Consider the following 21464-nt stretch of genomic DNA (forward strand, 5'->3'; position numbering starts at 1 on the left):
GAGCTACCTACCCAACTGAGTACTGAAAAAATCATCTAATTCACGAAGGTGAATCAACAATAAATGATATTGCCCTTCCTCATCATTCTTATAAACTTCTTCAAAATAAGGGGCTATAGCAAAAGCTCCGGGTAAAACAGCGCCTTGCTCAATGAGTGCTTGTAAACGAGGGATAAGTACCCATTGTAACCACTCTGTTGCTTCCATCGTATCAATTGAAAAAGGCTCTGTACTTTCAAAAGCTTCAGGGCTAGGTGGTAATTCACGCCAAAGTGCCTTCGCTCTCATTTCCTCTTCAATATGACGAAGCTTTTCCATGATGCGCTGTTCAATATTCATATAAAAACCTACTTAATAAACTTAATTCGAAATATACGGCATATCCTTCATTAATTCTGTCGTAAATATGGGGTGTAGAACAACCAAAATAATTTCCCACACAAAATTCTAGTTACTTTCACGTAATCCATCTTGCCGCAAGCACTTTTATAAGTTTATTTAAAGTTTATTTACCTTTTGTTGTAGTTAATAAGAGTAATATCAGACGCTTTTCACTTTACTGAATAAAAAACACTCAACAATCAAGTATGGTTTATATATGGGATTATTAAAGCAGTGGCGTAAACAAAATAAATTTTGGCAGTCTATTAACAACAGCTATGACCATTTAAAACGACAAGTCCGTATTGCCAAACTCCCGTCTAAACCTTATCAGCAATTTCAATCCATGTGTGAAAGCTACACCAGTGCCCGCATGTCTAAGGAATTAAATAATATTCCTGATTTTGCTGAACGCCCCTTAAATAAGTATTTGCATCGCGAGTGGAACGGAAAACAAAAATTACTCACCGCGAGTCACACCCTAGAACTCATCGAAAAAACATTTTCGACGGATGCTATCAAAGCAATGTTTTCTATTGACCGCCAAGGGTTAAAAGTTGCAGATATCGAATTAAAATCGGGAGATTATGCGCAATTAAGGCTTGTTTACTCCCAATATCCACGCGAAGGTGACCTCACCTTACACCTGCTAAACGAAACAGGGGATGATATCTATTTAATGAGCTTTTCGTTTGGTACTGAGGGCCAACTTTATATCTGTTCTTTACAGGGGCCTGCTACTGAACAAAGTACCGAACAAGTGAAGTCCATTACGAAGCAAATGCATGGGATGCGACCTAAAAATTTATTGATGTCGTCTATTTATGCGGTTGCCGCTTTTTTCCACTGTACATCTATTATGGGTATTTCAAACCATTGCCATATTAAACGCCAACATTTGAAATCAAGCTACGATAATTTTTGGCAAGAGTGTAATGGTACGGTTTCCGCGGATGGCTGGTATCACTTGCCTTTAACAGAGCCTGTTCGTGATATCGAATCGGTCAAAAGCCAACACCGCTCTGCGTTCCGTAAGCGTGAGGCCTTAAGAGAAGCCATGTATCAAAGTGTGTTAAACGCATTAACGCAATATTCTACCGACCCACATCAAAAGACACGAACGCAACACTAAGTGAAAAAGAAGCCAGCCAACAAGAGGGTTGACTGGCTTATCTCATGTTTTAAAGGGTGTTAAAGCATCCTGCAAAAACGACCTCCTGCCGTTCGACATCCTGTCGCTAATAAACAGATTAAAGTCAGCGACATGCGCCACTTTGCCATCCATGACCTCTGTTTACTGATAAAGCAGCAAACTCACTGCTCCCTCATTCAGTCGTTTAAGAATGTATTAAAAACACTAATGAAACAACCTAGTGCAATAAACTTAAAAACAGCCTTAGACCTTCAATTTAAGAGATTGATAGTAACTACATGAAATTAAATGTTAAATAATGCTCACTTAGATAAATTAAGAAAATTAAGGTTTATTTCTTAATTGATTTGTAAGCTATTTCCTACAGCTTCTATCAGCAATATCTTACTCAAGCGGTTCTACTACTGGGGTTAACTCTTGAATAAAATGGATAAGATTAGGCGCTAACACGCGTTTTTCCTTACTACCAAATTTTTCTAAAATAATTTCTCCCGTTAAATTACATAACGAAATCATTTCTAAATCAGATTCTAATGTTGCTATAAATAATGTTGGTGATAGTTTTAAACGCTTTTGGGTAACTAGATGACCAATTAAATTTTCTTGCAAACGGATAAAATCCTCTTCGCTCCACACTTGAACCAAATTCAATAGATGACCTTCAAATTGAGCCTTCATATCCCCCGCAAGCTGAGTGGTATAAAAAGGATGGATCATCGGTTGTAATTCAATATCCAATGCTGTCGCTACTTTATTTAAGTTTTTATCTGCTATTGGGAAGGCTTGTGGCTCCCAATAAACCCAATTTTCCCCCGTCCGAATGACACAAGGAGACGGAATGCCATATAGGTCACAGGAAGCAGGCGATAGACCTGTTTGCTCCTTCCATTTGGTCACATATTGTTGAGTAAATTGAGTAAGCGCTTCAGAAACGGTTGTATTCATAATGATTTAATAACTTTAGATTGAGTGAACTGAAATGGCGGCAATATCATTAATAAATGATATTATGACAGAAGTTAACCGATGAATGAATTGCTCTCATTTTCAGCCGTTTTATGGTATCGCGTGCTTTTAGTACATGAAGTTTAAGGATCACTATGTCACACTATCAAAATAACCCTGCTTTGGATAATCTCACACTAGGAAAAAAAACGGCATATTATGATCAATATGACCCAAGCCTACTCCAAGCCGTTCCGCGCAGCTTAAATAGAGATCCGTTAGATATTCACGCTGATAGCCTACCGTTTCATGGGGCTGATATTTGGACCTTATACGAGCTATCTTGGCTCAACAAGAAAGGTGTTCCGCAAGTCGCTATTGGTTCAGTCCATGTCGATGCACAAAGTGAAAACTTGATCGAATCAAAAAGTTTTAAACTCTACTTAAATAGTTTTAACCAAACTCGCTATGATTCATGGGAAAATGTGCGAAGTGTTTTGCAAAACGACTTAAGCAATTGTGCTAATGGAAAAGTTAGCGTTACACTCCATAAACTTGATGAGTTTTCACAGCAAGCGATTTGCCAATTTGAAGGGATTTGTATTGATGAACAGGATATCGAGATCAATCAATATGAATTTAGTCGTGATTATCTCGCAAATAGCACGGAAAATGAAAACGTAGAAGAAACACTAGTTAGCCATTTATTAAAGTCGAATTGTTTGATTACTAACCAACCCGATTGGGGGTCAGTACAAATTCGTTATCGTGGCCCGAAGATCAACCGTGAAGCACTGCTGCGCTATTTGGTCTCTTTCCGTCATCATAACGAATTCCATGAACAATGCGTCGAACGTATTTTTAATGATATAACACAACTGTGTAAGCCTGAACAACTCAGTGTTTACGCACGCTATACGCGCCGTGGTGGTCTTGATATCAATCCATGGCGTAGTAATACCCAATTTACGCCTGAAATAGGACGTTTAGCACGGCAATAAGCACCTTAATTAAGTTAATTGATATAATTTTATATACTCTAAATAGTTCGAGGTACAGCAAGGCGACCGGTAGACCAGTCGTAGCAAGGCAGAAATAACGATGCCAATGGTGCGAAAGTAAACTGAGTCAATGACGCCGTAACTTGAAGTATGGCGAGTATATCAAGATCCCTTTGGGATAAAGGAGAGTTACTTGATTACTCATATCAGTCCATTAGGTTGCCAAAACAACAAAAAGCATTAAATATCAATAACTTAATTTATTATCAGTTTATTTTTCATGCTACAAAACACTACATTTCATTCTAAATGAATCAATAAGTTACCCCTTCATTTCGAACGAAAAAGAGGGGTAATTACCCCCTCCCCTCTCATTTTTGCGGCACAGTTCGTCACAGTGATTTCCCCTCCGTGCTATACTTAGATTATTCATTCCCACATAGAAAACCATCATGCACAATCTCGCAGAACTATCGAAAGAAGAAAAAGACAAAGTGAATGTCGATTTAGCCGCCTCCGGAGTCGCATATCGCGAAAGACTCGGGAAAGAAGTCATCGACATTGAAGTCGAGCAACAACAACCCGAGTACTTGCGCGAGTATTTCAGAGAACGTTTAGTTTATTACAGAGAATTGAGCAAGAGATTGCCGCAGGGGTATGAGTACAGTAAGGAAAGTTAGAAACAAAAAAGAGGCCACAGCCTCTTGTCTAAATATATCCGCTACTTGTTTCTTCAACTAAATCATCTCGATAATCAGATAGAATACGCAATGTAGCTGATGCTTGCTTATAATCAAACTCACCCATAGCTGATAAGATTGTTAACTTTACTAAGTAAACAGAAGGGAATAATTTAATATTGTTTAACTTCAGAAATATTGTTGCAGCCTGGAATGCCGTCCGCTTATTTGCATCATTGAAGGCGTGCGCCTTAGCTATGGCAACAAGGTACATTCCCGCTAAATCAAATAAGTCATCACAATTTTCATAATCAATAAGTGATTGAACGCGACCAAGGGCGCCTGATAGTTTATCTATATTTGGCTCTCCGCTTTTAGGTAGCGTTGATTTCTGTATTCTTATCACTTCATCTACAGTTAATAGCCTCATGACTTATCACTTATCTTCTAAATCTTTAATTATCTGAGCATACTCTACTTGTGTATCTTTAAGTGCCTGCTCAAAGTCAGAGGTCGTAGTAATTGAACCTATGCAACGCTTTATAGTGCTGCTAGATGTCCCAACTGTGCTTGAGGTATTGAAATTAAAAAGAACTCCATCACCTTTTCTTACTGTATGTGATGAGCTAGTTTTATTTGTTTTCTTTGTAGTCATGATAATTACCTCCCAACTATCTATATGTATACAATAGCAGTAAATCATCAGGTTTTACTAGCCCATCCTTGGGCTATGTGTGGGTTAGGCTACTTCTTTCCCATGAATGATATGTCGTAATGCACTAATACCATTTTCGTTATAGCGGAATGCTTCAACCTGCTTTGATGAATGAGCTGACTTATCCAAGAAGAATTTCCCGAATTCCTCAGTCTTCAGCCCATTCTTGTTGGCAATACGACCAATTTTATTTGCTGAGACTTCCAGCATTTCCCCCACCTCGCCTGCGGTATAGTACTTTTGTTCAAGCACTGGCAGTGGAACAGCTTCAAAGCCTACAATCGGGTTAACAATATTAGCCGCTACACACTGCTTTGCCTCATCGCTCAGGTTCGGCATTAATTCGAATAAGTTAGTGACAGCATCAACCGACATTTTCAGCGTTCTGGCTTGGCGGTACTCAGGTAGACCAGATTGGCTTTTCTTGATTGAGTAACTACCTGTTTCCATAATTTCAGGTAAAACTTGCTCACACACCCAATCTTGAACATTTTCCGCTGAAGGCAGCTTACTACGCATAATCAAACGGAACATATCAGCTTGACCTGCGAGGATTACACCTTTTGGCCTGTAACCAAATCCTAATTCCGTCGATTCGCCGGAATCAAGCTTAATCAATGACTTACAATGTTTTCTTAACGCATCGTGAGGATCTGAATAACCAAGAGACTCCGCTAACTCAACCGCTAGAAATACAGGCTTACCTTTGTATTTCAAACCTGAAACGGTCACTAATTGCTCATTGCTTGACTTATAGTTAAAAACTCGAATACTATTACTCATAAATATATGTCCTATATTTTAGTTTAAGATGAGCCGATAGCTGTAACTATCGGCTTTTCTGCTTTTAGTACTAATCAATGTGTTAATCTCCTTACCTGCTTTTTACTTGCTATCTTTTTCATACTTGCCGTATACATCCAAAACATATTCATAGTCGCACCAAGTCGGTTAGCCATCTTTGGATCAAACACTGCGATATCATCTTTAGCCAAATCCCATGTATCACAAATTAAGTTTAATCTGGCTAGTAACCCATCAGTGCTGACTGATTTCTGCCTTGTTGTTGGCAAGTTTTGCTTTTCCTCAACCTCCTTATCCAAGATATCCAACACCCATTTACGGAATTCTTTAGCCACAGGAGTCGATGCAAACATTGCGATCAGGTGAGCGCCACGTAAAGAAAAAACTCTAACCATTACATCAACTTCACCAGTTTTCCTAACCAACGTCATTTTGACGGTGGTTGTCATTGAGTCCGTAAATTCATCTGAATTACGAGCGTAAACACGGTTAACGTTGTCGGTTCTGCTATAACCTAAAGCCTTAGCTAATTCAGTTGATGTTAACCACACTTGACCATCTTCAACGATTGGATTGAATGTGAAGTTCTGGAAAGTTAAGTCTGTTTTAGCTACAATGTTCATGTCATTTATTCCTTTCGATGGGTTTATTTGGCAACTGGCCTCATACTGTTTGCGCGGATGAGGCCTTTTACTGAATAATGCTTTCACCTTTCTGTTCCCTGTCGATCACACTATCCATGATAGTATCAAGCATTCCCTGTATAGAACGATGCGTTCTCGCTGCGTAATTTTCTAAAAATTCAGCCACCTCAGGGCGCAGGCGATAACTAATCTGCTTGCTCTTAACTGTATTTTGCTTCATTATTCACTCCATTATGTGTTTTTGAATTTTATATCGCTCATCTACGAGTTTTTATCATACTCAATAATCATTATGAGTCAATGTGTTTTTAAAGGTTCCAATATGAATTTTGATAAATCATTCCCAAGACGTGTATCCATGGCTAGAAACGCCATAGGGTTAACTCAATCTGAGCTAGCAAAAAAGGTTGGAGTAGTCCCTCGGCAAATTGCTGCATATGAGGGTGGTGAAGCAAAGCCAAGGATAAATGCGCTAAACAATTTAGCGATGGCACTTGGAACACAACCAGAGTGGTTAACTCAAGGAGAAGGTTCACCTCCAGAACTTAGAGGTGTCCGCCAAACTGTCACATTACCGCTAATACCTGTAGTCACGAGCGTACAGGCTGCTAATTTTTCTTTTGATGAGCCAATGGTTGGCGTTGAATATATCCCAAGCCCACTTGACCTAGATATAGCTGCATCTGAAAAACTATTTGCTTTAAAAATTGAAGGTGAGTCTATGTGCACAAATGATGGTATCAGCTTTCCTCAAGGGGCTACTGTCATTTTTAACCCAAGCATAGAACCGATAAATGGTGACTTTGTCCTATGTAGGCTAAATGAAACACATGAAGTTACATTTAAAGAGCTTTTTATAGAACAATCAAACAAGTATTTGAAACCATTAAATAAGAACTACCCAGATATATTAATTGGAAGCAATGCTACTATTATTGGAGTTGCAGTCTATTCTATTATCGACCTACAGATTGCAGGCAGGAGAAAAGCACTTAAAATATTTGGTAAGTATTGCAATGAAGATAACCAATTGCATGATATCGATAAAGAAAAGTCGTTATCAGAAAAACTAGATAAAATTGAATCCATGCTAAAGCAATTACTTAGTAAAAAATAACCACCCAGCCAAGGACTGGCAATAAAAAAGCCCGATGGGCTTGTTATCATATAAGAAACCCCAAGTGTTAGCTTGGGGCTGGGGGTTATCAATAATCGTATTTATTAAAGTTAAATACACAACCACATAGGGTCACCTGAACATTGTTAGTCATACTAAGAGCTAAAGTAATTTCTCCGTTATTATCAGATAATGCTGGAGTTCCTAGCCATTCAGTAGAACCTGACTCGATATAAAGGGTTGTTGATGTTAATAAAACAGTAATTGGAATCTTTACCAGCCCACCATTAGCAATCGTGTATGTTTGACTTAACGAGTTTTCACCCTGAATATTTGATAACCCAAAACCTAATCGAACATTCGCTTCGCTTCCTGATGTATTTCGAACGAAAGCAAAACCAGTTAAGCTAAGTGGAAGCTTATCTTTACTGCGATAAAATAACTTTCTACTAGCAATGCTTACAGCATTCCCACTTGGAATTACTCTCTCGCTTTTCAGGAAGAATAAAGAAGATGCCATTGTTATTGGGGTTGTTAAGTCTGAAAAATGGTAAGGTCTATGAAGTAATGTGAATTGCCCTATGTCTTGTCTATCGGTTCCATATGTGCTACCAATGTACGTATTTCTAGAATTTACAAAGTTATCAACAGTAACAAACTGATTTGTTATTGACGGGAAGTTACGGCTACCAACTATATTCGCTACCCCTTTCACTAAAATTGAAGTTGAATGTAATTTAGGGTGTTCATAATCCCATACATGACCATCAACAGTATTTCTTACCCCATAAATATGAATAACATCTTCTGACTGTGCATCAGTCTGATAGTTAATAAAATAGTTATTCGCGGCTATCTCTAACTTATTAATTGCCCCATGAGTGTATTCTTGTTGTATCAGTCCTCTACGACATTGCCATATGGTTAGATTAATATCATTGTTGTTTATGTATGTAGCATCTGACTCTGTACCATTTCGTGACGCTATTTCTTCATAAGCAGTATCCATTCCTTTAATTGAAGCATTAACTTGAATTCCTGCAATGATACCTGATTTATTGTCAAATCCTGTGCTAGCATCAAGCACCAGCCCCCTACCTTTTCGGTATTCACTTTCAATCGTGAAGTTAGCAATCACCGGTCTTCCTACACCCAGAATCATTGCGGGTCTTGTAGAGCCTTTAATTGTCACAACATCCATTTCGTAATCTAGACATGCTAGGCTAGGCGCATAAAATTGAGAGCTTCTATTGAGAATAAATTTCTTACCAGTCCCGCCAAGTAAATTTCTTTTTTGCCCGACAGGAGGCAATACAGTCAGAGTTTTATGAGTTGGTATTTCTATTGTTCCATCAATACGCTCCGCTCTTAATAAAACGTGGTCGTGAATTGTAAATGCTGATATAGCATCCTGCTCAGTAAAAACAATCGTATCACAAGGTAAATTACCCAAATAATCAGCAAGGTTAACACCATCGTTTACCCCAATTAGCTTAGCCCCATCATTGTCAGATAACTCACCTCTCAAACTAGCATCACCAACGCTAACCCAAGCGCCTTTACCGATGCCTCCTGTTGATTGAGGCGTTGAGCCTGCTGGAACGGGTTTAGGTAAGTCGCCATCCCAACGGTAGTGGTCTCCATCGCCATCTGGCAGTTTCCACAACACTGTTTCATTTCTATTGGCTAACTCTGCACCCTCTTGGAATGTGCCAACTGGAGCATATCCAGCGGCTAAAATCGCCTGCTCCATTTCAACTTTAAATCGTTCAATGAGCTGAGTCGCAACCCAGTTAATTCCCTCGATAGTTCGGTGGCACTGTCCGAATCTATCTTTATATTCGTGCTGTAATGATGTTACGAACTCATCAATTCTTTCTGCGTTATAAGCTAAATCACGCATCTCTTTACTTGGTACAGGTTTGTTTGTTGGTACTGTAGACATAAGTTGTCCTCTCCTAATTTTGCCGTTATGCGTTATAGTCTGCTTTTGCGTCGAAATATTCAGTTGCTGTTATTGTGTAGCGTTCGCCACCGAGTGGGCGTTTATCGGTTATCACCCATTTGATGCTTTCAGTTTCCACTGACGTTGCGATAACGTACCGCGATGGTGACTGCACTCGATATCCATCATAGAAATTGAGCTCAATATCTTCTGGCACACTTGCGATAAAGCCGAACTCAGTATCTTGTCTAGGCTCTGCTTTGAACTTCTGTGTTGTGTAACCCATCGAGTCAGTGAGATACACCCACATTTCCTCATCAAATTTGATTTTCTCACTGGTTGTGAATACCTCTCCCTTTCTCTCAGTTATGTAACCTGCTTGCTGATTTGAGTCGTAAGTATCGGCTATCAGCACCATGTCTGACGGGTACACATTCCCGCCATCTGCAAGAGTTGTCAGACTGATACTTGTCCGTTGGTGAATGAGTCGATTAGCTTCTAACAGCGCCCTATCCATTGCTTGGTAGCGATTTCGGCAACCCTGCAAAACAATCTTATTCGGCGTGCGTGATAACCCTTCCGTAATGCCATTTTCATCAACTCGAAATCGGATATAGTCTTTCTTGTTGCGAACCGGTTCGACATATTCAAGTTCAATTCCGTCATACCCACTTGGCATCGACATGTCATAGGAAATTTTCATGTCGTTACCTGTGATGTTAGAACGGTTGAATGTGGTCATTGGGAATTCACTGGACTGTTCGCGGGAAAAAGTAAGGACTGCATTATCGAAATAAGCAGTTACTCTCGCAGCATTACAGATAGTTTCGATGCGTTGACCAAGGGAAATATCCTCATCGTCAAATGTGTAGTCGAAATACCCTAGGCGCTCATCAGGCAAGCTATCGTAAATCCGATACAGCCCGTCGATATCGATATTTTTCTCACTTTCGCCAGCAGTAATTAACCATGTATGCAGCACTGCATCAGCAAAACTCCGCGATGGCCTGAGCGTATAATCAACTTGCTTTGATGCTCGGTCATACGAAATAACCATGCGCGTGGCCAATAAATTATACTTGCGCTCTCTTGCTCCTGTTGGCGCTTCGGTGGCTCTTACTGACACATTAACAATCGTGTCATTCTCAAAAACGACATTCTCACGAACTCGGACAATGTGAGCGTTTTCGATTTTCATGATGCTCTGGTCGCTGCTGTTATTGCGACGAGTGAGCTGCACAGCGTAACGGCCACGCCCTGAATTAAGAGTTACTTTGTCTGTTTTGTAATAAACTCGCGCGCCGTTGTTAGCGCTTAGTGCAGTATTGAAACTTTGACGAGTGCCAGCTATCTCCTCGTTATCCGCATTTACCTTCCAGATTTCGACAGTTGCATTGCAGTTATCACCTCCACCAAGTTGCGCTTGTAAGTGGATCCACATTTGGTCACCATCAACAGGGGAAAAGAACGGGCCCACTGTTAAAAACTGATTGTCATACAGAATGAATTTCGTTGTGTTCACTACTGCATTAGGTGGAAGTTGCGCTAAATCAGTTCCGCTTAGGTTAGTAAAGAAGAATTCGTAATACTCAACAGGGTTAATTAATGAGCCATCGTCACTCTCTTTTGCATCAACTAATTGAGCGTCAATTTTCACATCTTTAGTTACAGAGCCCTGCGGCGTGTCGTAGCTCACATTCACTGTCATTGAGATAGAGCGCGGCTTTGTCAGTTCGTAGAAGTATTCAAACTCATCTTGCTTAACGATTTTAATCGCAGCCTCACCGCCTTTTATCTCACCTGAAACCACTTCGTTAGCGGTTGCGGTTTGCTGCGGGATATCCTTGCTTTCGTTAGGCCCCGGTAATTCTTGACCGTCGATATCAGGAAACTCGAAACCTTCGTTAATCAGTGGGATGACCTCTTTTGGCTTGTATATCTTGTAGCTCGCACCTGCCATCGCCGTGAAATCAGACTCAGCAAATCGGATGCTTTCCGTTTTATACTCACCAATACCGATGTTTAGCCACTCGGTTACTGTCTTGAGGTTGTTGTTATACTCAAACATCGATTGCTGAATGAGGTCAGGGAACGCCCTTACTTGACCGTGAATTTCTGGTCTTGCTTGGTATGCCCGAGCAACGTTCGTTTGCCCTGTGAGCCGGTTATTCGGGCTATCTTTAACATTCGACTCAGCCACAGAAAATGACGGTGTTTTAGGCGCAAGAAACGAGAATACTTTCGTGACAAGGTTAAACACTGGGTTCAGAATATCGCCAATGACGCTCTTTGGTTGGTCGAACACTTGAATAAAGTGAGTTGGTGTTATCTCGAAATCTAACTCGTCATCTTCTTGCAACTCACGACCGTTAACGATAATCAGAACATCGCTATGCAACTGCTGATGCACTAGAAAATCGCTATAAAAAAAAGAGCCGACTGTTAAATCGACCCTTTCTTTAGGTGTTCCCGCTATTCGTTGAATTTCAACTATCGGCATATTTCATAAACTCCAATTTCGTGAATTTCTTCTCAAGCACAATGAGCCTATCCATTCTTACAGCCCCATTCTCGCCGCGACTATGGAATGCATTGCCATCGATAATTAACCCGATGTGAGCTGGCTGAGAGCCGCGATAACCAATGAATATCCCGTCATCTACTGGGTGGTCGGTACGTTGCCAGAATTCGACTTCATTCTCATAGCAAGTTACAAAATCATGGTCCGATTCGTAGCCAGCATCATGATGAATTTCCGTACCCAGTACGTACCTAAAATATAAGACCACTAAGCCCCAGCAATCACACGCCTCAAACGTACACGCCCGATTCTTCCACGGCTTGCCTATCATCAGATTAATAAACTCTAATTTCGTCATTAAACCGTCTCCAAGCCTGTGAACTCTTCCATCGTGTAAATACGCCCAACGTTCTTATTCAGCGGGTTATTCATCGACAGCGTGACAGTGACCGATTCGGCATCAAGTGAGCAGTCTTTCACGTACAGCGACCACTCGCTTATCGGATTATCTTTGTCGGCTGAGTCAAATAACCTGAACGTTGCGATAATTGGCTTCATTCGAGTATTTGACCGCCATAACTTGAGCTGCTGCTTAAAGTCCTGCGCGACTCGGCTAAACTTAACCGACGCATCGATAATCGGCGTTTTACTCTGCTGGCTCTCTGCTAGCTCGAAGTTACACGGCTGATACTCAACGCCGCCTAAAACTTTAGGCTCTATTTGCAAGCTGACTAAATGAATGTTTCCGAATGATGAGTGGTAGAATTGAATGGTCTCGTAGAATGTGCGCATCGGTCTTTGCGCTCGGTACTCTCTTAACTTCATTCTCCCCCCTTGCATCGTGGTAATCGCTCAGTGACGACGATATCGAGCAAGCCCCAATCACTTGGCGGTATCTCAACAATTAAATCGCCAAACTCGTCATCTTCATTAAACAGCTTGCGACAGATAACCGAGCCCGTCCAAGTTACTACGCTGCCATTAATCGACGTTTGCACTGGATAACTAACAAAGTGAAGCTCCTGTGGTTGCAGCCCAGAACCACCAAGATTAATCGGCATCCTGAACCACTTAGTACAGTTATCCAAATAATTAGGGCTTCTCAACCATTGCTGAAAAGCCCTTTCTTCACCTAGTTGGAATATCCATTTAACATTCCAAACCGTTTTAATGTCATCCGTTAGCTTCTGGAATATCGGTGCCCCAACTTGAGGCTGGTCCGTTCGAAACCCAGTGTCAAACGTCATGTTCTTATCCGCTTTTTGTGGTAACGGGAACCATTCAGGGTAGTCGATTATTTCCATGTGATATCCATTAAAAAACCCGCCGTAGCGGGTTATCCAAATATATAGCGCTTGTTTTCTTGGTAGTCATTAAACTCACCAAGATTGTAATATGTGGCTTTATCTTTTTCCAAGTGAATAGCTCTCACCTCACCACCTATATAAATGCGACTATCTTCAGGTTGATTTTTTTGGATGTCTCGCTGCATTTGCATCATGGTCGGAATATTCTCGATTAGGTTACCTTCTAAAATCTCACACTCTGGTTTAACTGCCGTTCCATATGGAAGCCTTTCGCACTTAAAGCTATTAAGTGATCTAAAGGCGAAAGCAACCATTTTAGCTTCTTCTTGTGAATATCCTATGTGATAAATAGTTGAGCTCTCAGTACCTGATAAGTTATACCTTTGGCAATACTCCGCATATAATTTTCTAAGCTCTTCCTCTGATAAATAATTCAAGTGCTCTATATCAGCGACCCTCATGTTTCTGTTTACATTTTCAGCCCATTCAGACCCGAATCCACCAAGCCCTAACCCACAGATAACAGTATTTAGGGTCTGGAGGTATGTGAATTTATTAGTGAATAGATAAGGATTGCCTTCTGCTGTAACTGCTAATGTATCCATGGCAATAAAAGCCATATCCTCTTGAATATAAAAAATTAGTGATGACACTAAAAACCTCCTAGAGCTTTCCTGCTTGCATTATGGTAAGTCGCCATTGCTCCGCTTACTTCTCTTCCCTCTGCAATGCTGCGGACAACAATATTAATTACATCTTGTTCATTTAAACCTTTCTCAGTGGATACATCAACTGTTGCACCAGAGGCTTGTTGATAAACATTGATAATCGGAGGAAGGCTACCGCCTCCTTGCAAGTCTTTGTTAGGAATTACTTTCCCACCCTCACCAGGCAAGAGATAGTTTTTCCCAGAACTTGTCCGTAAAATCTCTGGCTTACCGCCCTCACCAAAACGATAGTAACTATTTGGGTTTACTGATCCGCCATTGTAACGACCTCCGCCATAGCTTCTAAAATCAGTAGGCATACCCATGCCACCAATATTAGACAGTGATGTAACGCTACTTGCTACGCTGGCTATATTAGGAATAGCACCCAGTCCGCCCATAAAAGTACCTAGTATTGTTCTGGTAATTAGCGCCTGAACTGCCATTTGCATTAATTGCTGTACCATCGCGTTCAAGGCTGTGTTAGCCAAGTTACGCATAGCGTCACCAGCCGATTGCGTTCCAGATAACATAGCCGAAACCGCCGTTGCTGTTCCGCTGCTCAATGAATCTATCGCAGTTCCCATGAGGTTGTTTAAATCATTCTGACCCTTCCAAAGCCCCCACATTGCATCAAATCTAGACTGCTCATATTCTCTATTAGCAGCATTCATTAATGCTAAGCCTTGCTCTTCAGTAAGAACTTTTTGATTAACATACTCTTGGATTAAGGCGAGTTTTTGAGCGTTCTCATTAGCTAATCGTTGAACAGGGTCTAACTGACCTGCCATTTCTTGCGTAGGTGTTATGACTGATTTGGCGTTTTCCTCTGCAATCTTCTTAGAGTATTCCGCATTTATTTCAGCTCGACGTTTCTGATATTGCTCCTCCGTGACTAGATTAGCGTTAAGTTGCCTATCTAGTTGCTCTAATGCTAACTTCTGCTCTCTTGCAGCTTGGAGTCCTAAATTTTGCTTGTAAGCATCCTCCCTATCTTTGATGGCCTGTTTCAAGTCGAACTCCTTTCCAGCAAGCTCAGATATTTCCTTAATTTGCTTTTCAGATGCCTTAGAGCCTAAAGATTGAACAGCCTCCAAGATTGCAGCTTCACGAGATAATCCTTTAGTTTCCAGTTCAGCAACTTTTGTTGCATTTGCTAAATCAGCAATCTTTTTCTGTAATTTCTCAGCTTCAGTGGCTTCTTTAGCCGCTGCACTAGCCGCTTTTTTTGTGTCTTTTATGGTTTCTCTTTTTTTCTTTTCATTCCTATATTTTTCTTTTTCTTTATCTATCAGATCCTGAATTGCTGGTTCGCTTGTCATACCAGCATCTTCAGCGGCGAACCTGACTTGAAGTTCAACTTTCGCCTCCCCATCAAGCTTAGATAAAGCCAAATCCCTCTCTATTTTCTTTTTTAACTCCTCCCCTTTTTCGCCGCCATAATCCAGCATCAAGCTTTGAGAATTGAATTTTTGCTTGCTTCTTGTGGCTTTCTCCAAATCTACGCCATACTGTCTTAGCGCAGCACTTCCACTAGGTAGTAGAGTTTTAGCTTCATAAGATAATAGTTCAGCACCTTCTCTTAGTTCGCCATTGAATTTTGCTGTTGCTATAGTTACAAAGTTTTTGGCTTGAGATAACCTTTGTTGTGCCCTTTCAAGCTCACCCGCAGCAATTTTCTGATCATTCAAAACGATATTTAGAGCCTCAGATGCCTCCCTTCCTCTTCTGCTGCTTAACTCAAACCTTTTGATTTCTCTGTTGTAACCCTCTATTTTAACTATGAGTTTATCAAACCGCTCCTGAGCTTCTTTTAGTGATTTTTCCAACTCTGGTATTTGTTTGTTTGCTTTACCTATCTCTTCTCCAATTTGAGCTCGCGTCATCTCTTTGAATTTTTGGATAAGCCCGTTTACTCCGTCCGCTAGGCTATTCGCACTATCTCTAGCTTCCTGAGCCTTTTGGCTAAAATAGAACAAGCCTGACGCCGCCAAAACTGCAAATCCTACTGGCCCACCAACCAACCCAAGCGCACCTCTCAGCACGCCGCCAATCGTAATGCTAGCCCTTGACGCCGCCGCAGCCGCTTCCGCTTGGGCTAATCTATGCTCAGATAACAATCTGTTGTACCTATTTACTATTGGAGCAGCGTTTCTTCTTGCTGCCGACAGCCTAGCTTCTGCTGCTGCAACTTGATCGGTTGTTGTTGCAGTTGCTCTCATTTGTTGCGCTAGCTTAACTTCATCTAGCGCTCTTGTTTTAGCTACTGACGCTGCTCTTAAATTTGCAGCGGCTGTTAATTCTGCTGATGATGCAAGCCTGTGTTCCGCTATGGCTAAATTTCTTGATTCTATAGCTGCTTGTATTTTCCCTTTTGCTGCCATCGCTAGTGCGCCAGCAAACCTACTGCCTAGCACTGATGCTAGCAACGTTAATACGCCAGCCAATGCGCTCAGGTTTTCACTTACTGTTACAACAGAATCATTGAATACACTCACAAATGACTTTATTGTTGATGACTCTCCAAAAAACTTTGTGATGTTATTCCCAGCCTCTTGCATTGCTTGAGACATCGTCTGAGTTGTATTTGCGAACTCCTTACCGATTGAGTCACCTTGAGATAAAAGGCCATTGACAACGACATCTGTCGTCAGCTTCCCCTCTGCTGCCATTTTCCTTAACTGCCCAATGGAAACCCCCATTGAATCAGCAAGGGCAACCATTAGCCTGCTTCCTTGCTCTGCAACTGAGTTAAATTCTTCTCCTCTCAGCACGCCAGAAGCAATGCCTTGCGACAGCTGAATAATGGCGTTCTCCGCCTCTTGCGCGGTTGCTCCGGAAACAATAAACCCCTGATTGATTATTGTCGTGAGTTTAGCTAGATCTTGAGCTGACGTGTTGTACTGTCTTGTTCCTCTTTCTAAGCGAGCGTATAGAGTTGCTGTCGCATCTAAACTTGAGCGAGTTGTTTGAGAAATATTAAATATTCGCTCAGTGACATCAACTAAAGACTCCCCCTCTCTAATCGAGTTAGAGAGTTTGTTGTTTAATGTTGTCCATGCTTCTGCGTAGTCGGCTACAGACTGAACAGACAGATAACTTGTTAACGCTACTGCCACTTTAGATAGAGATAGCATCGCCTTGTTTGTGCGATCTATTGCAGTGCTAGCATTGTTAAAGCTTGCTTCCATTCTATTGAGCCTCTGTTCTAGAGTTCTCTGTGAAGTTAAAAGCTGCTGAACATCGAGTGATACGTCGTATACTATTTCGCCCAAATTCGTTGACATTTCTTTCTCCTAGAAAAAAGAAAGCCCCGTCAACGCGACGAGGCCTTTAGCTAAAATAAAAACCCCACCAATTGGCAGGGTTGAGAGTTTATGTATTACTTACTTGTCATATTTATATGATATTATCACTTGAGATATAGGGTAAACGTCACTCCTTAGCCCTGAATCATCAACTTTAACTGACATTGTATAGCCATTAAATCTAAATAGGTTTTCTTTGTCGTTTAGCTGCTCTTCACTTTTTGGATTATAGTCTTTTTTTATCAACTCACTTATCTTACTAAAATCATTGATTGACTCAGTTGCTTCATTAGCTCCTTTATCGAAAGCCTTGCTTCTCAAATCTATTTGAACCAGCCCTTCATTTTTAGCAAAATAATACATTACTGACTGCATGCTAGGGAATTCCATTGTAGCAAACCCATCGACACAGATAGTTATTCTATCGCCAACCTCACATTCGAATTCATTAGATGCCGTCTTTTTGACTTCATCAATAGTCTGCCCCCACTTCAAGCCGAATGGGGCATCTGGTTTGCTGTCACAGCCTGTAATCAATACAGCCAGCGCTATTGCTGCTAATGTTCTTTTCACTATATTACCTATCGGTTAGTTCGTTTAATTCATGGTAGCTAATCATTGGTGCAATTCCTAGCAAACATTAGGTGTAAAAAACCACCCGAAAGTGGTCTATTTTTTAATAAAAACATGATTAGCTTAAAATCAACTTCTCAACCTTATCTTTAAATTCTTTTTTAATTTCTTTCGGCAAAAACGATTCGATAGTTGATATGTTGAATTTCTGCATTTTTAATAAGGCATCTCCTGTTACTTCAGGATTCTCATCCTTAATCCTATTAATAAGTTTAAGTAATTTATCATCACATATTGATGCCTTACCATTACATATTACAAATAATTCTCTTTGATCGTAGTTAATAGCACTAAACTTATTTTTTGCATTTGCATCTCTAACAGCTTTATTGGCTTTATATTCCAACAAGTCACTTCCGCAATGTTTACACTTGATGGCTTCATTGCTAATAAATTCAGCACAGTATGGGCATTTTACAGAATTAGAATTACTAGACTTTCTGCCCCCGAAGATTACCATTAGCAAACCGCAAAGCATGATAAAGCAGCTTATCAATACAAAATTTTGTCTTTGCGCCATTAGCCCGATATTGTTAACGCGATTTCCATAGCTAGTTGCCACGCTGACATCCATGTTAAAAGCGGCAAATGCTGCCAAAATACCTATAACAAGCAATACCCATCCAAAACCTTTCATGTAGCCCTCACCTCAGTTTTTATTAATTTATCTTATGATATCCCGAGGGTGACGCAAAACAAAGCAAAAGACCTCAGTTAAGAGGCGTGGTGTGTGATCTGGATTACAAGCCCAAGGACGGGCTATCAATTCTCACGATTCGTTATAATCAAACTATATCAATAAGTTGAGAAATTCAGGCAACAAAAAACCCACCGGAGTGGGTTGGTAAACAAATATAATATCAAGCTACTATCAGTTTTTTATTTTTATCAGAATCTAACGAAAAATGGTCTAACGGATAACGACGAAATCTTTTAAGCATATCATACGTAAAGTCTTCAGTTGTCATCACGGCACTTATATATTGTCTATTATAATCCGTATTATTCAGTAGCTTAATGGTTTTAATTCCACTCAATTTTGTTAAAAACACATCATTGAATTCTTCTTCTAATTCATCTAGTTCAATGACTTCTTGCTCTGCAAAATCAACTAAACAAACAAATCCAATTTCATAAATCTCTTTATCATTGAGCTCTTTTAGAGTTGATAATTCGATAAATATACCCTCAATGATATTTGCGTTTTTAGAAAGCCAACGAAAAAAATCCCGATCCCTTAACACACAACCTATCCTGCACACTAGTGATTCAGGTAATCCTAGCCTGTTATATTGAGCGACTGTCCACCTAATAACAGAATTAATAGCACTATCTTCCAACTGAGAGTCTGGACTCACTGTCGATAGTATTCTTCTATCAATAAATATTTTTTTTGCCATATCTAGCTCTAGCTTCCTCTCATTATGGTTCAATACCATTTTCCTTGGGTTAGCTATTTTCTCGTTGTTTGCAGTTCCATTTTTTACATGACTTATGTAGCATTCAACTGTGGGAAGAGCATTACAATCGCCATAAACAACATCACAACTCATACTTATAACAATAACGTAATACTCCCCCTTTTCCTCTACATCTAAGATAGAGCTATCTATATTGCTGCCGAACTTCTCCGCAGATTCTTTAAGTGTATGATAATCAATTACACTTCCTTGTCGCCAGCCATTACTCAGAATGCTAGATCGTAAGTCGTCAACCTCACTCATAAGGTGCAAATTCTCCTGATATATTCACTATATCATTCATAGCATGAGCTGTTTTTTTACCTGCACTCTTTCTTGCAGCAACTATATCACTCAATATTTTGGCGTGATCAATAATTAATTTGGTATCTAATTGCTCCTCACTTAATCTGTCTAAATAGCTTTTTCCATGATACAAATGTGTTTTAGCCAAACGACCAAAAGGCTTAACGCTAAACTCACTAATTTCACTTGCTATTGCGTGTACTAATTTTAACCTTTTTATATTCTCATCTGATTTTACATCACCATCATTCTTCCAGTTATACAAGGTGGCTCTTTTTACTTTCAAAACATCTTCTAAGTCTGAAACTCTAACCCCTAGGTTAGAGAAAACATTAGCAATCATTTCTGACGTACTCAAGGTTGATTCATCAGTGTCCTTGGAATATATAGGGGTAAAACTGCCACTTTCTGCTTGAATCAGCCTATTCCACTTTGTGTTTTTATTGGCTACCTCTACAGATATGTGACTATAATTATTTTCTAATTCACCAGCAGAAATTGATGAAGACAAAATGATTGCACCTACACCAATTATAGATGTAACCAGCCCATTTTTGCATGAATTTGATTGGATTATCATTCTTCCTCCAAACATCAAGAAATTGAGTGTTTTTCCCAAGTAGCATCTGCAAACTCACTCAAATAACCCCAAAATAGAGATGAGCTATCACTATGCAAGCTAGTTAATTTTTCCAGTATATTCTCTTCTGATAGGTTTATTGTTTGCTCTTTACATTTCCACGCATGATCTATGTCTAGAATCGCATATTTACCTAATGTTGCATTCTCTTCCCAAAATGGCTTTTGTGGTACAGTCATACTTAGCGGGTCTGGCTCCATTAAATTTTCAGGAAAAATATTGAATGCCCCGTTTATTGGATATCTCTCTTCTAGAGTAGCGTTAAGGGTCCCATGCTTTGTATCCTGTCTATGAATATTAAAATGAAGTGAATCTTTATCCTTGCTTAAATTTCTTTGATTTTCACTCAGAAACTTTTCGGATATTAAGTCAGAATATGGACGGCCTTTGTGAGGAAAGAATACATCCACATATCTTAAACCAATCCTTTTCATTCCAGCATTTACTGCATCAGGAAAGCAATTTAAAAAGGATCTTAATACTTTTATCCAGTCGCTTTGAAAATTTTCAAAAGATTCATAGTTTGTAACACGCAAACATAAACTTGAATCAGTTAAAATGACACCTGCATCTCTATTAATAGTTATAAAATCCCATCTTTTTTTCGTGTCCATTTTAAATTCAAACCCTTGAACTTTGCTAGGACTAGCATCAACGCTATTAATCATCGTCTCTTCTTGCATTGTATACCCAAGCTTATACAATGCCATTTTAAATTCACTAATACCCTTGTCTAGTATTTCATCTAAGATAGTGCTGAATCTTAGATCTAAAAGCACCATAACCAAAGGAGAGTTTTTTAAAATATATTTCGTCATCTTTAGCCCTAAATTGACAGTCAATTATACAATAATGTATCTTTTTATCTTTGTGTATTCAATAAAAAAATCCACAACCTATCTTTTTAGATCTGTTATCAGCCGTTAAAATTAAGGGACTGTCCTAGATAAGGTTTAAATTTTACCTTTAACTATCTGTTTTAGAATAGTTAATTGTTGTTTTGCACTAGGTGTGTTAAATCGCCACTCACATTCCTTTAAATACAGCTCAAAATGAGCCTTCGGAATACCGTTAAATTTGCGCATGTGACGCTTCGCTTGGTTCCAAAAATTCTCAATGCCATTGATGTGATTTTGCCGGTCTTTTTTGTCGACAAACTGAGTGCTGTGGTTGATTCTGTAATGCTTAAAATCACTT

General features: G+C 39.8%; 24 protein-coding genes. 4 read left to right on the forward strand and 20 right to left on the reverse strand.

Annotated features, from left to right (window positions below):
* Positions 1–3: 3 nt before the first annotated feature.
* Positions 4–339 carry a YqcC family protein gene (locus PR833_RS11535; RefSeq protein WP_004916805.1) on the reverse strand — a complete coding sequence of 112 codons (336 nt, stop codon included), beginning with the start codon at positions 337–339 and terminating at the stop codon, positions 4–6.
* 259 nt (positions 340–598) lie between these two features.
* Between PR833_RS11535 and PR833_RS11540 the strand changes: the two genes are divergently transcribed.
* A complete protein-coding gene (locus PR833_RS11540; protein ID WP_004916809.1) occupies positions 599–1513 on the forward strand; it encodes a VirK/YbjX family protein in 915 nt (304 codons plus the stop codon).
* A 405-nt stretch (positions 1514–1918) separates the two neighbouring features.
* On the opposite strand, the gene syd is transcribed toward PR833_RS11540, so the two are convergent.
* The gene (syd, locus tag PR833_RS11545) at positions 1919–2479 is read right to left on the reverse strand and encodes a SecY-interacting protein (RefSeq protein ID WP_004915359.1); all 561 of its coding nucleotides are present in this window, start codon (positions 2477–2479) and stop codon (positions 1919–1921) included.
* 155 nt (positions 2480–2634) lie between these two features.
* Between syd and queF the strand changes: the two genes are divergently transcribed.
* Complete coding sequence (queF, locus tag PR833_RS11550; protein ID WP_040132405.1) at positions 2635–3480, forward strand: NADPH-dependent 7-cyano-7-deazaguanine reductase QueF; 846 nt, start codon at positions 2635–2637, stop codon at positions 3478–3480.
* 452 nt (positions 3481–3932) lie between these two features.
* The gene (locus PR833_RS11555; protein WP_442959664.1) at positions 3933–4160 is read left to right on the forward strand and encodes a DNA polymerase III subunit theta; all 228 of its coding nucleotides are present in this window, start codon (positions 3933–3935) and stop codon (positions 4158–4160) included.
* A 28-nt stretch (positions 4161–4188) separates the two neighbouring features.
* On the opposite strand, the gene PR833_RS11560 is transcribed toward PR833_RS11555, so the two are convergent.
* The 5 genes from PR833_RS11560 to PR833_RS11580 all read right to left on the reverse strand — a co-directional run bounded on the left by PR833_RS11560 (position 4189) and on the right by PR833_RS11580 (position 6543).
* Positions 4189–4590, reverse strand: coding sequence for a type II toxin-antitoxin system death-on-curing family toxin (locus tag PR833_RS11560; RefSeq protein ID WP_272526128.1), 402 nt, complete (start codon positions 4588–4590; stop codon positions 4189–4191).
* A gap of 6 nt (positions 4591–4596) precedes the next feature.
* On the reverse strand, positions 4597–4815 hold the full coding sequence (locus PR833_RS11565; protein WP_272526129.1) for a hypothetical protein: 219 nt from the start codon (positions 4813–4815) through the stop codon (positions 4597–4599).
* Between the two features lie 84 nt (positions 4816–4899).
* Positions 4900–5658, reverse strand: a complete 759-nt coding sequence (locus PR833_RS11570) for a BRO-N domain-containing protein (protein ID WP_272526130.1) — start codon at positions 5656–5658, stop codon at positions 4900–4902.
* Positions 5659–5732: 74 nt separating this feature from the next.
* Positions 5733–6302: a BRO-N domain-containing protein gene (locus tag PR833_RS11575; RefSeq protein ID WP_272526131.1), complete on the reverse strand. Its 570-nt coding sequence runs from the start codon at positions 6300–6302 to the stop codon at positions 5733–5735.
* 67 nt (positions 6303–6369) lie between these two features.
* The gene (locus PR833_RS11580; RefSeq protein WP_272526132.1) at positions 6370–6543 is read right to left on the reverse strand and encodes a hypothetical protein; all 174 of its coding nucleotides are present in this window, start codon (positions 6541–6543) and stop codon (positions 6370–6372) included.
* Positions 6544–6645: 102 nt separating this feature from the next.
* Between PR833_RS11580 and PR833_RS11585 the strand changes: the two genes are divergently transcribed.
* Positions 6646–7440, forward strand: coding sequence for a LexA family protein (locus tag PR833_RS11585; RefSeq protein WP_272526133.1), 795 nt, complete (start codon positions 6646–6648; stop codon positions 7438–7440).
* A gap of 88 nt (positions 7441–7528) precedes the next feature.
* On the opposite strand, the gene PR833_RS11590 is transcribed toward PR833_RS11585, so the two are convergent.
* From PR833_RS11590 to PR833_RS11650, 13 genes are all read right to left on the reverse strand, one after another.
* Positions 7529–9385, reverse strand: a complete 1857-nt coding sequence (locus tag PR833_RS11590; RefSeq protein ID WP_272526134.1) for a hypothetical protein — start codon at positions 9383–9385, stop codon at positions 7529–7531.
* A 25-nt stretch (positions 9386–9410) separates the two neighbouring features.
* Positions 9411–11885 carry a host specificity factor TipJ family phage tail protein gene (locus tag PR833_RS11595; RefSeq protein WP_272526135.1) on the reverse strand — a complete coding sequence of 825 codons (2475 nt, stop codon included), beginning with the start codon at positions 11883–11885 and terminating at the stop codon, positions 9411–9413.
* Positions 11872–12264, reverse strand: a complete 393-nt coding sequence (locus PR833_RS11600; protein ID WP_036943377.1) for an NlpC/P60 family protein — start codon at positions 12262–12264, stop codon at positions 11872–11874. Before PR833_RS11600 ends, PR833_RS11595 begins: the two co-directional genes overlap by 14 nt.
* A complete protein-coding gene (locus PR833_RS11605; RefSeq protein ID WP_432212335.1) occupies positions 12264–12731 on the reverse strand; it encodes a DUF1833 family protein in 468 nt (155 codons plus the stop codon). Before PR833_RS11605 ends, PR833_RS11600 begins: the two co-directional genes overlap by 1 nt.
* Positions 12728–13210: a hypothetical protein gene (locus PR833_RS11610; RefSeq protein ID WP_150376477.1), complete on the reverse strand. Its 483-nt coding sequence runs from the start codon at positions 13208–13210 to the stop codon at positions 12728–12730. The genes PR833_RS11605 and PR833_RS11610 overlap by 4 nt, the downstream gene beginning before the upstream one ends.
* A gap of 32 nt (positions 13211–13242) precedes the next feature.
* Entirely contained in the window at positions 13243–13866 is a 624-nt protein-coding gene (locus PR833_RS11615) for a hypothetical protein (RefSeq protein ID WP_272526137.1), read from the reverse strand.
* Entirely contained in the window at positions 13866–17207 is a 3342-nt protein-coding gene (locus PR833_RS11620; protein ID WP_272526138.1) for a tape measure protein, read from the reverse strand. Before PR833_RS11620 ends, PR833_RS11615 begins: the two co-directional genes overlap by 1 nt.
* 99 nt (positions 17208–17306) lie before the next feature.
* The gene (locus tag PR833_RS11625; protein ID WP_272526139.1) at positions 17307–17801 is read right to left on the reverse strand and encodes a hypothetical protein; all 495 of its coding nucleotides are present in this window, start codon (positions 17799–17801) and stop codon (positions 17307–17309) included.
* A gap of 118 nt (positions 17802–17919) precedes the next feature.
* Positions 17920–18498: a zinc ribbon domain-containing protein gene (locus tag PR833_RS11630; RefSeq protein ID WP_105874200.1), complete on the reverse strand. Its 579-nt coding sequence runs from the start codon at positions 18496–18498 to the stop codon at positions 17920–17922.
* A 223-nt stretch (positions 18499–18721) separates the two neighbouring features.
* Positions 18722–19585: a hypothetical protein gene (locus PR833_RS11635; RefSeq protein ID WP_014657908.1), complete on the reverse strand. Its 864-nt coding sequence runs from the start codon at positions 19583–19585 to the stop codon at positions 18722–18724.
* Entirely contained in the window at positions 19578–20207 is a 630-nt protein-coding gene (locus PR833_RS11640) for a hypothetical protein (RefSeq protein ID WP_041705235.1), read from the reverse strand. The genes PR833_RS11635 and PR833_RS11640 overlap by 8 nt, the downstream gene beginning before the upstream one ends.
* Positions 20208–20221: 14 nt before the next feature.
* Positions 20222–21085, reverse strand: coding sequence for a TIGR04255 family protein (locus PR833_RS11645; RefSeq protein WP_014657906.1), 864 nt, complete (start codon positions 21083–21085; stop codon positions 20222–20224).
* A gap of 135 nt (positions 21086–21220) precedes the next feature.
* On the reverse strand, positions 21221–21464 hold a 244-nt coding region (locus PR833_RS11650; RefSeq protein ID WP_272526140.1), incomplete at its 5' end, for a transposase.

Source organism: Providencia sp. PROV189 (assembly GCF_028480065.1).
Classification (GTDB): Bacteria; Pseudomonadota; Gammaproteobacteria; order Enterobacterales; family Enterobacteriaceae; genus Providencia; species Providencia stuartii.

What these genes read in the sequence shown, in the direction of transcription:
- PR833_RS11585 (WP_272526133.1), top strand. Translation starts at nt 6,646, where the DNA reads ATGAATTTTGATAAATCATTCCCAAGACGTGTATCCATGGCTAGAAAC.
- PR833_RS11555 (WP_442959664.1), top strand. Translation starts at nt 3,933, where the DNA reads ATGCACAATCTCGCAGAACTATCGAAAGAAGAAAAAGACAAAGTGAAT.
- PR833_RS11535 (WP_004916805.1), bottom strand. Translation starts at nt 339, where the DNA reads ATGAATATTGAACAGCGCATCATGGAAAAGCTTCGTCATATTGAAGAG.
- syd (WP_004915359.1), bottom strand. Translation starts at nt 2,479, where the DNA reads ATGAATACAACCGTTTCTGAAGCGCTTACTCAATTTACTCAACAATAT.
- PR833_RS11640 (WP_041705235.1), bottom strand. Translation starts at nt 20,207, where the DNA reads ATGATAATCCAATCAAATTCATGCAAAAATGGGCTGGTTACATCTATA.
- PR833_RS11630 (WP_105874200.1), bottom strand. Translation starts at nt 18,498, where the DNA reads ATGAAAGGTTTTGGATGGGTATTGCTTGTTATAGGTATTTTGGCAGCA.
- PR833_RS11610 (WP_150376477.1), bottom strand. Translation starts at nt 13,210, where the DNA reads ATGGAAATAATCGACTACCCTGAATGGTTCCCGTTACCACAAAAAGCG.
- PR833_RS11560 (WP_272526128.1), bottom strand. Translation starts at nt 4,590, where the DNA reads ATGAGGCTATTAACTGTAGATGAAGTGATAAGAATACAGAAATCAACG.
- PR833_RS11570 (WP_272526130.1), bottom strand. Translation starts at nt 5,658, where the DNA reads ATGAGTAATAGTATTCGAGTTTTTAACTATAAGTCAAGCAATGAGCAA.
- PR833_RS11595 (WP_272526135.1), bottom strand. Translation starts at nt 11,885, where the DNA reads ATGCCGATAGTTGAAATTCAACGAATAGCGGGAACACCTAAAGAAAGG.
- PR833_RS11600 (WP_036943377.1), bottom strand. Translation starts at nt 12,264, where the DNA reads ATGACGAAATTAGAGTTTATTAATCTGATGATAGGCAAGCCGTGGAAG.
- PR833_RS11565 (WP_272526129.1), bottom strand. Translation starts at nt 4,815, where the DNA reads ATGACTACAAAGAAAACAAATAAAACTAGCTCATCACATACAGTAAGA.
- PR833_RS11590 (WP_272526134.1), bottom strand. Translation starts at nt 9,385, where the DNA reads ATGTCTACAGTACCAACAAACAAACCTGTACCAAGTAAAGAGATGCGT.
- PR833_RS11540 (WP_004916809.1), top strand. Translation starts at nt 599, where the DNA reads ATGGGATTATTAAAGCAGTGGCGTAAACAAAATAAATTTTGGCAGTCT.
- PR833_RS11605 (WP_432212335.1), bottom strand. Translation starts at nt 12,731, where the DNA reads ATGAAGTTAAGAGAGTACCGAGCGCAAAGACCGATGCGCACATTCTAC.
- PR833_RS11635 (WP_014657908.1), bottom strand. Translation starts at nt 19,585, where the DNA reads ATGAGTGAGGTTGACGACTTACGATCTAGCATTCTGAGTAATGGCTGG.
- queF (WP_040132405.1), top strand. Translation starts at nt 2,635, where the DNA reads ATGTCACACTATCAAAATAACCCTGCTTTGGATAATCTCACACTAGGA.
- PR833_RS11575 (WP_272526131.1), bottom strand. Translation starts at nt 6,302, where the DNA reads ATGAACATTGTAGCTAAAACAGACTTAACTTTCCAGAACTTCACATTC.
- PR833_RS11580 (WP_272526132.1), bottom strand. Translation starts at nt 6,543, where the DNA reads ATGAAGCAAAATACAGTTAAGAGCAAGCAGATTAGTTATCGCCTGCGC.
- PR833_RS11645 (WP_014657906.1), bottom strand. Translation starts at nt 21,085, where the DNA reads ATGACGAAATATATTTTAAAAAACTCTCCTTTGGTTATGGTGCTTTTA.
- PR833_RS11620 (WP_272526138.1), bottom strand. Translation starts at nt 17,207, where the DNA reads ATGTCAACGAATTTGGGCGAAATAGTATACGACGTATCACTCGATGTT.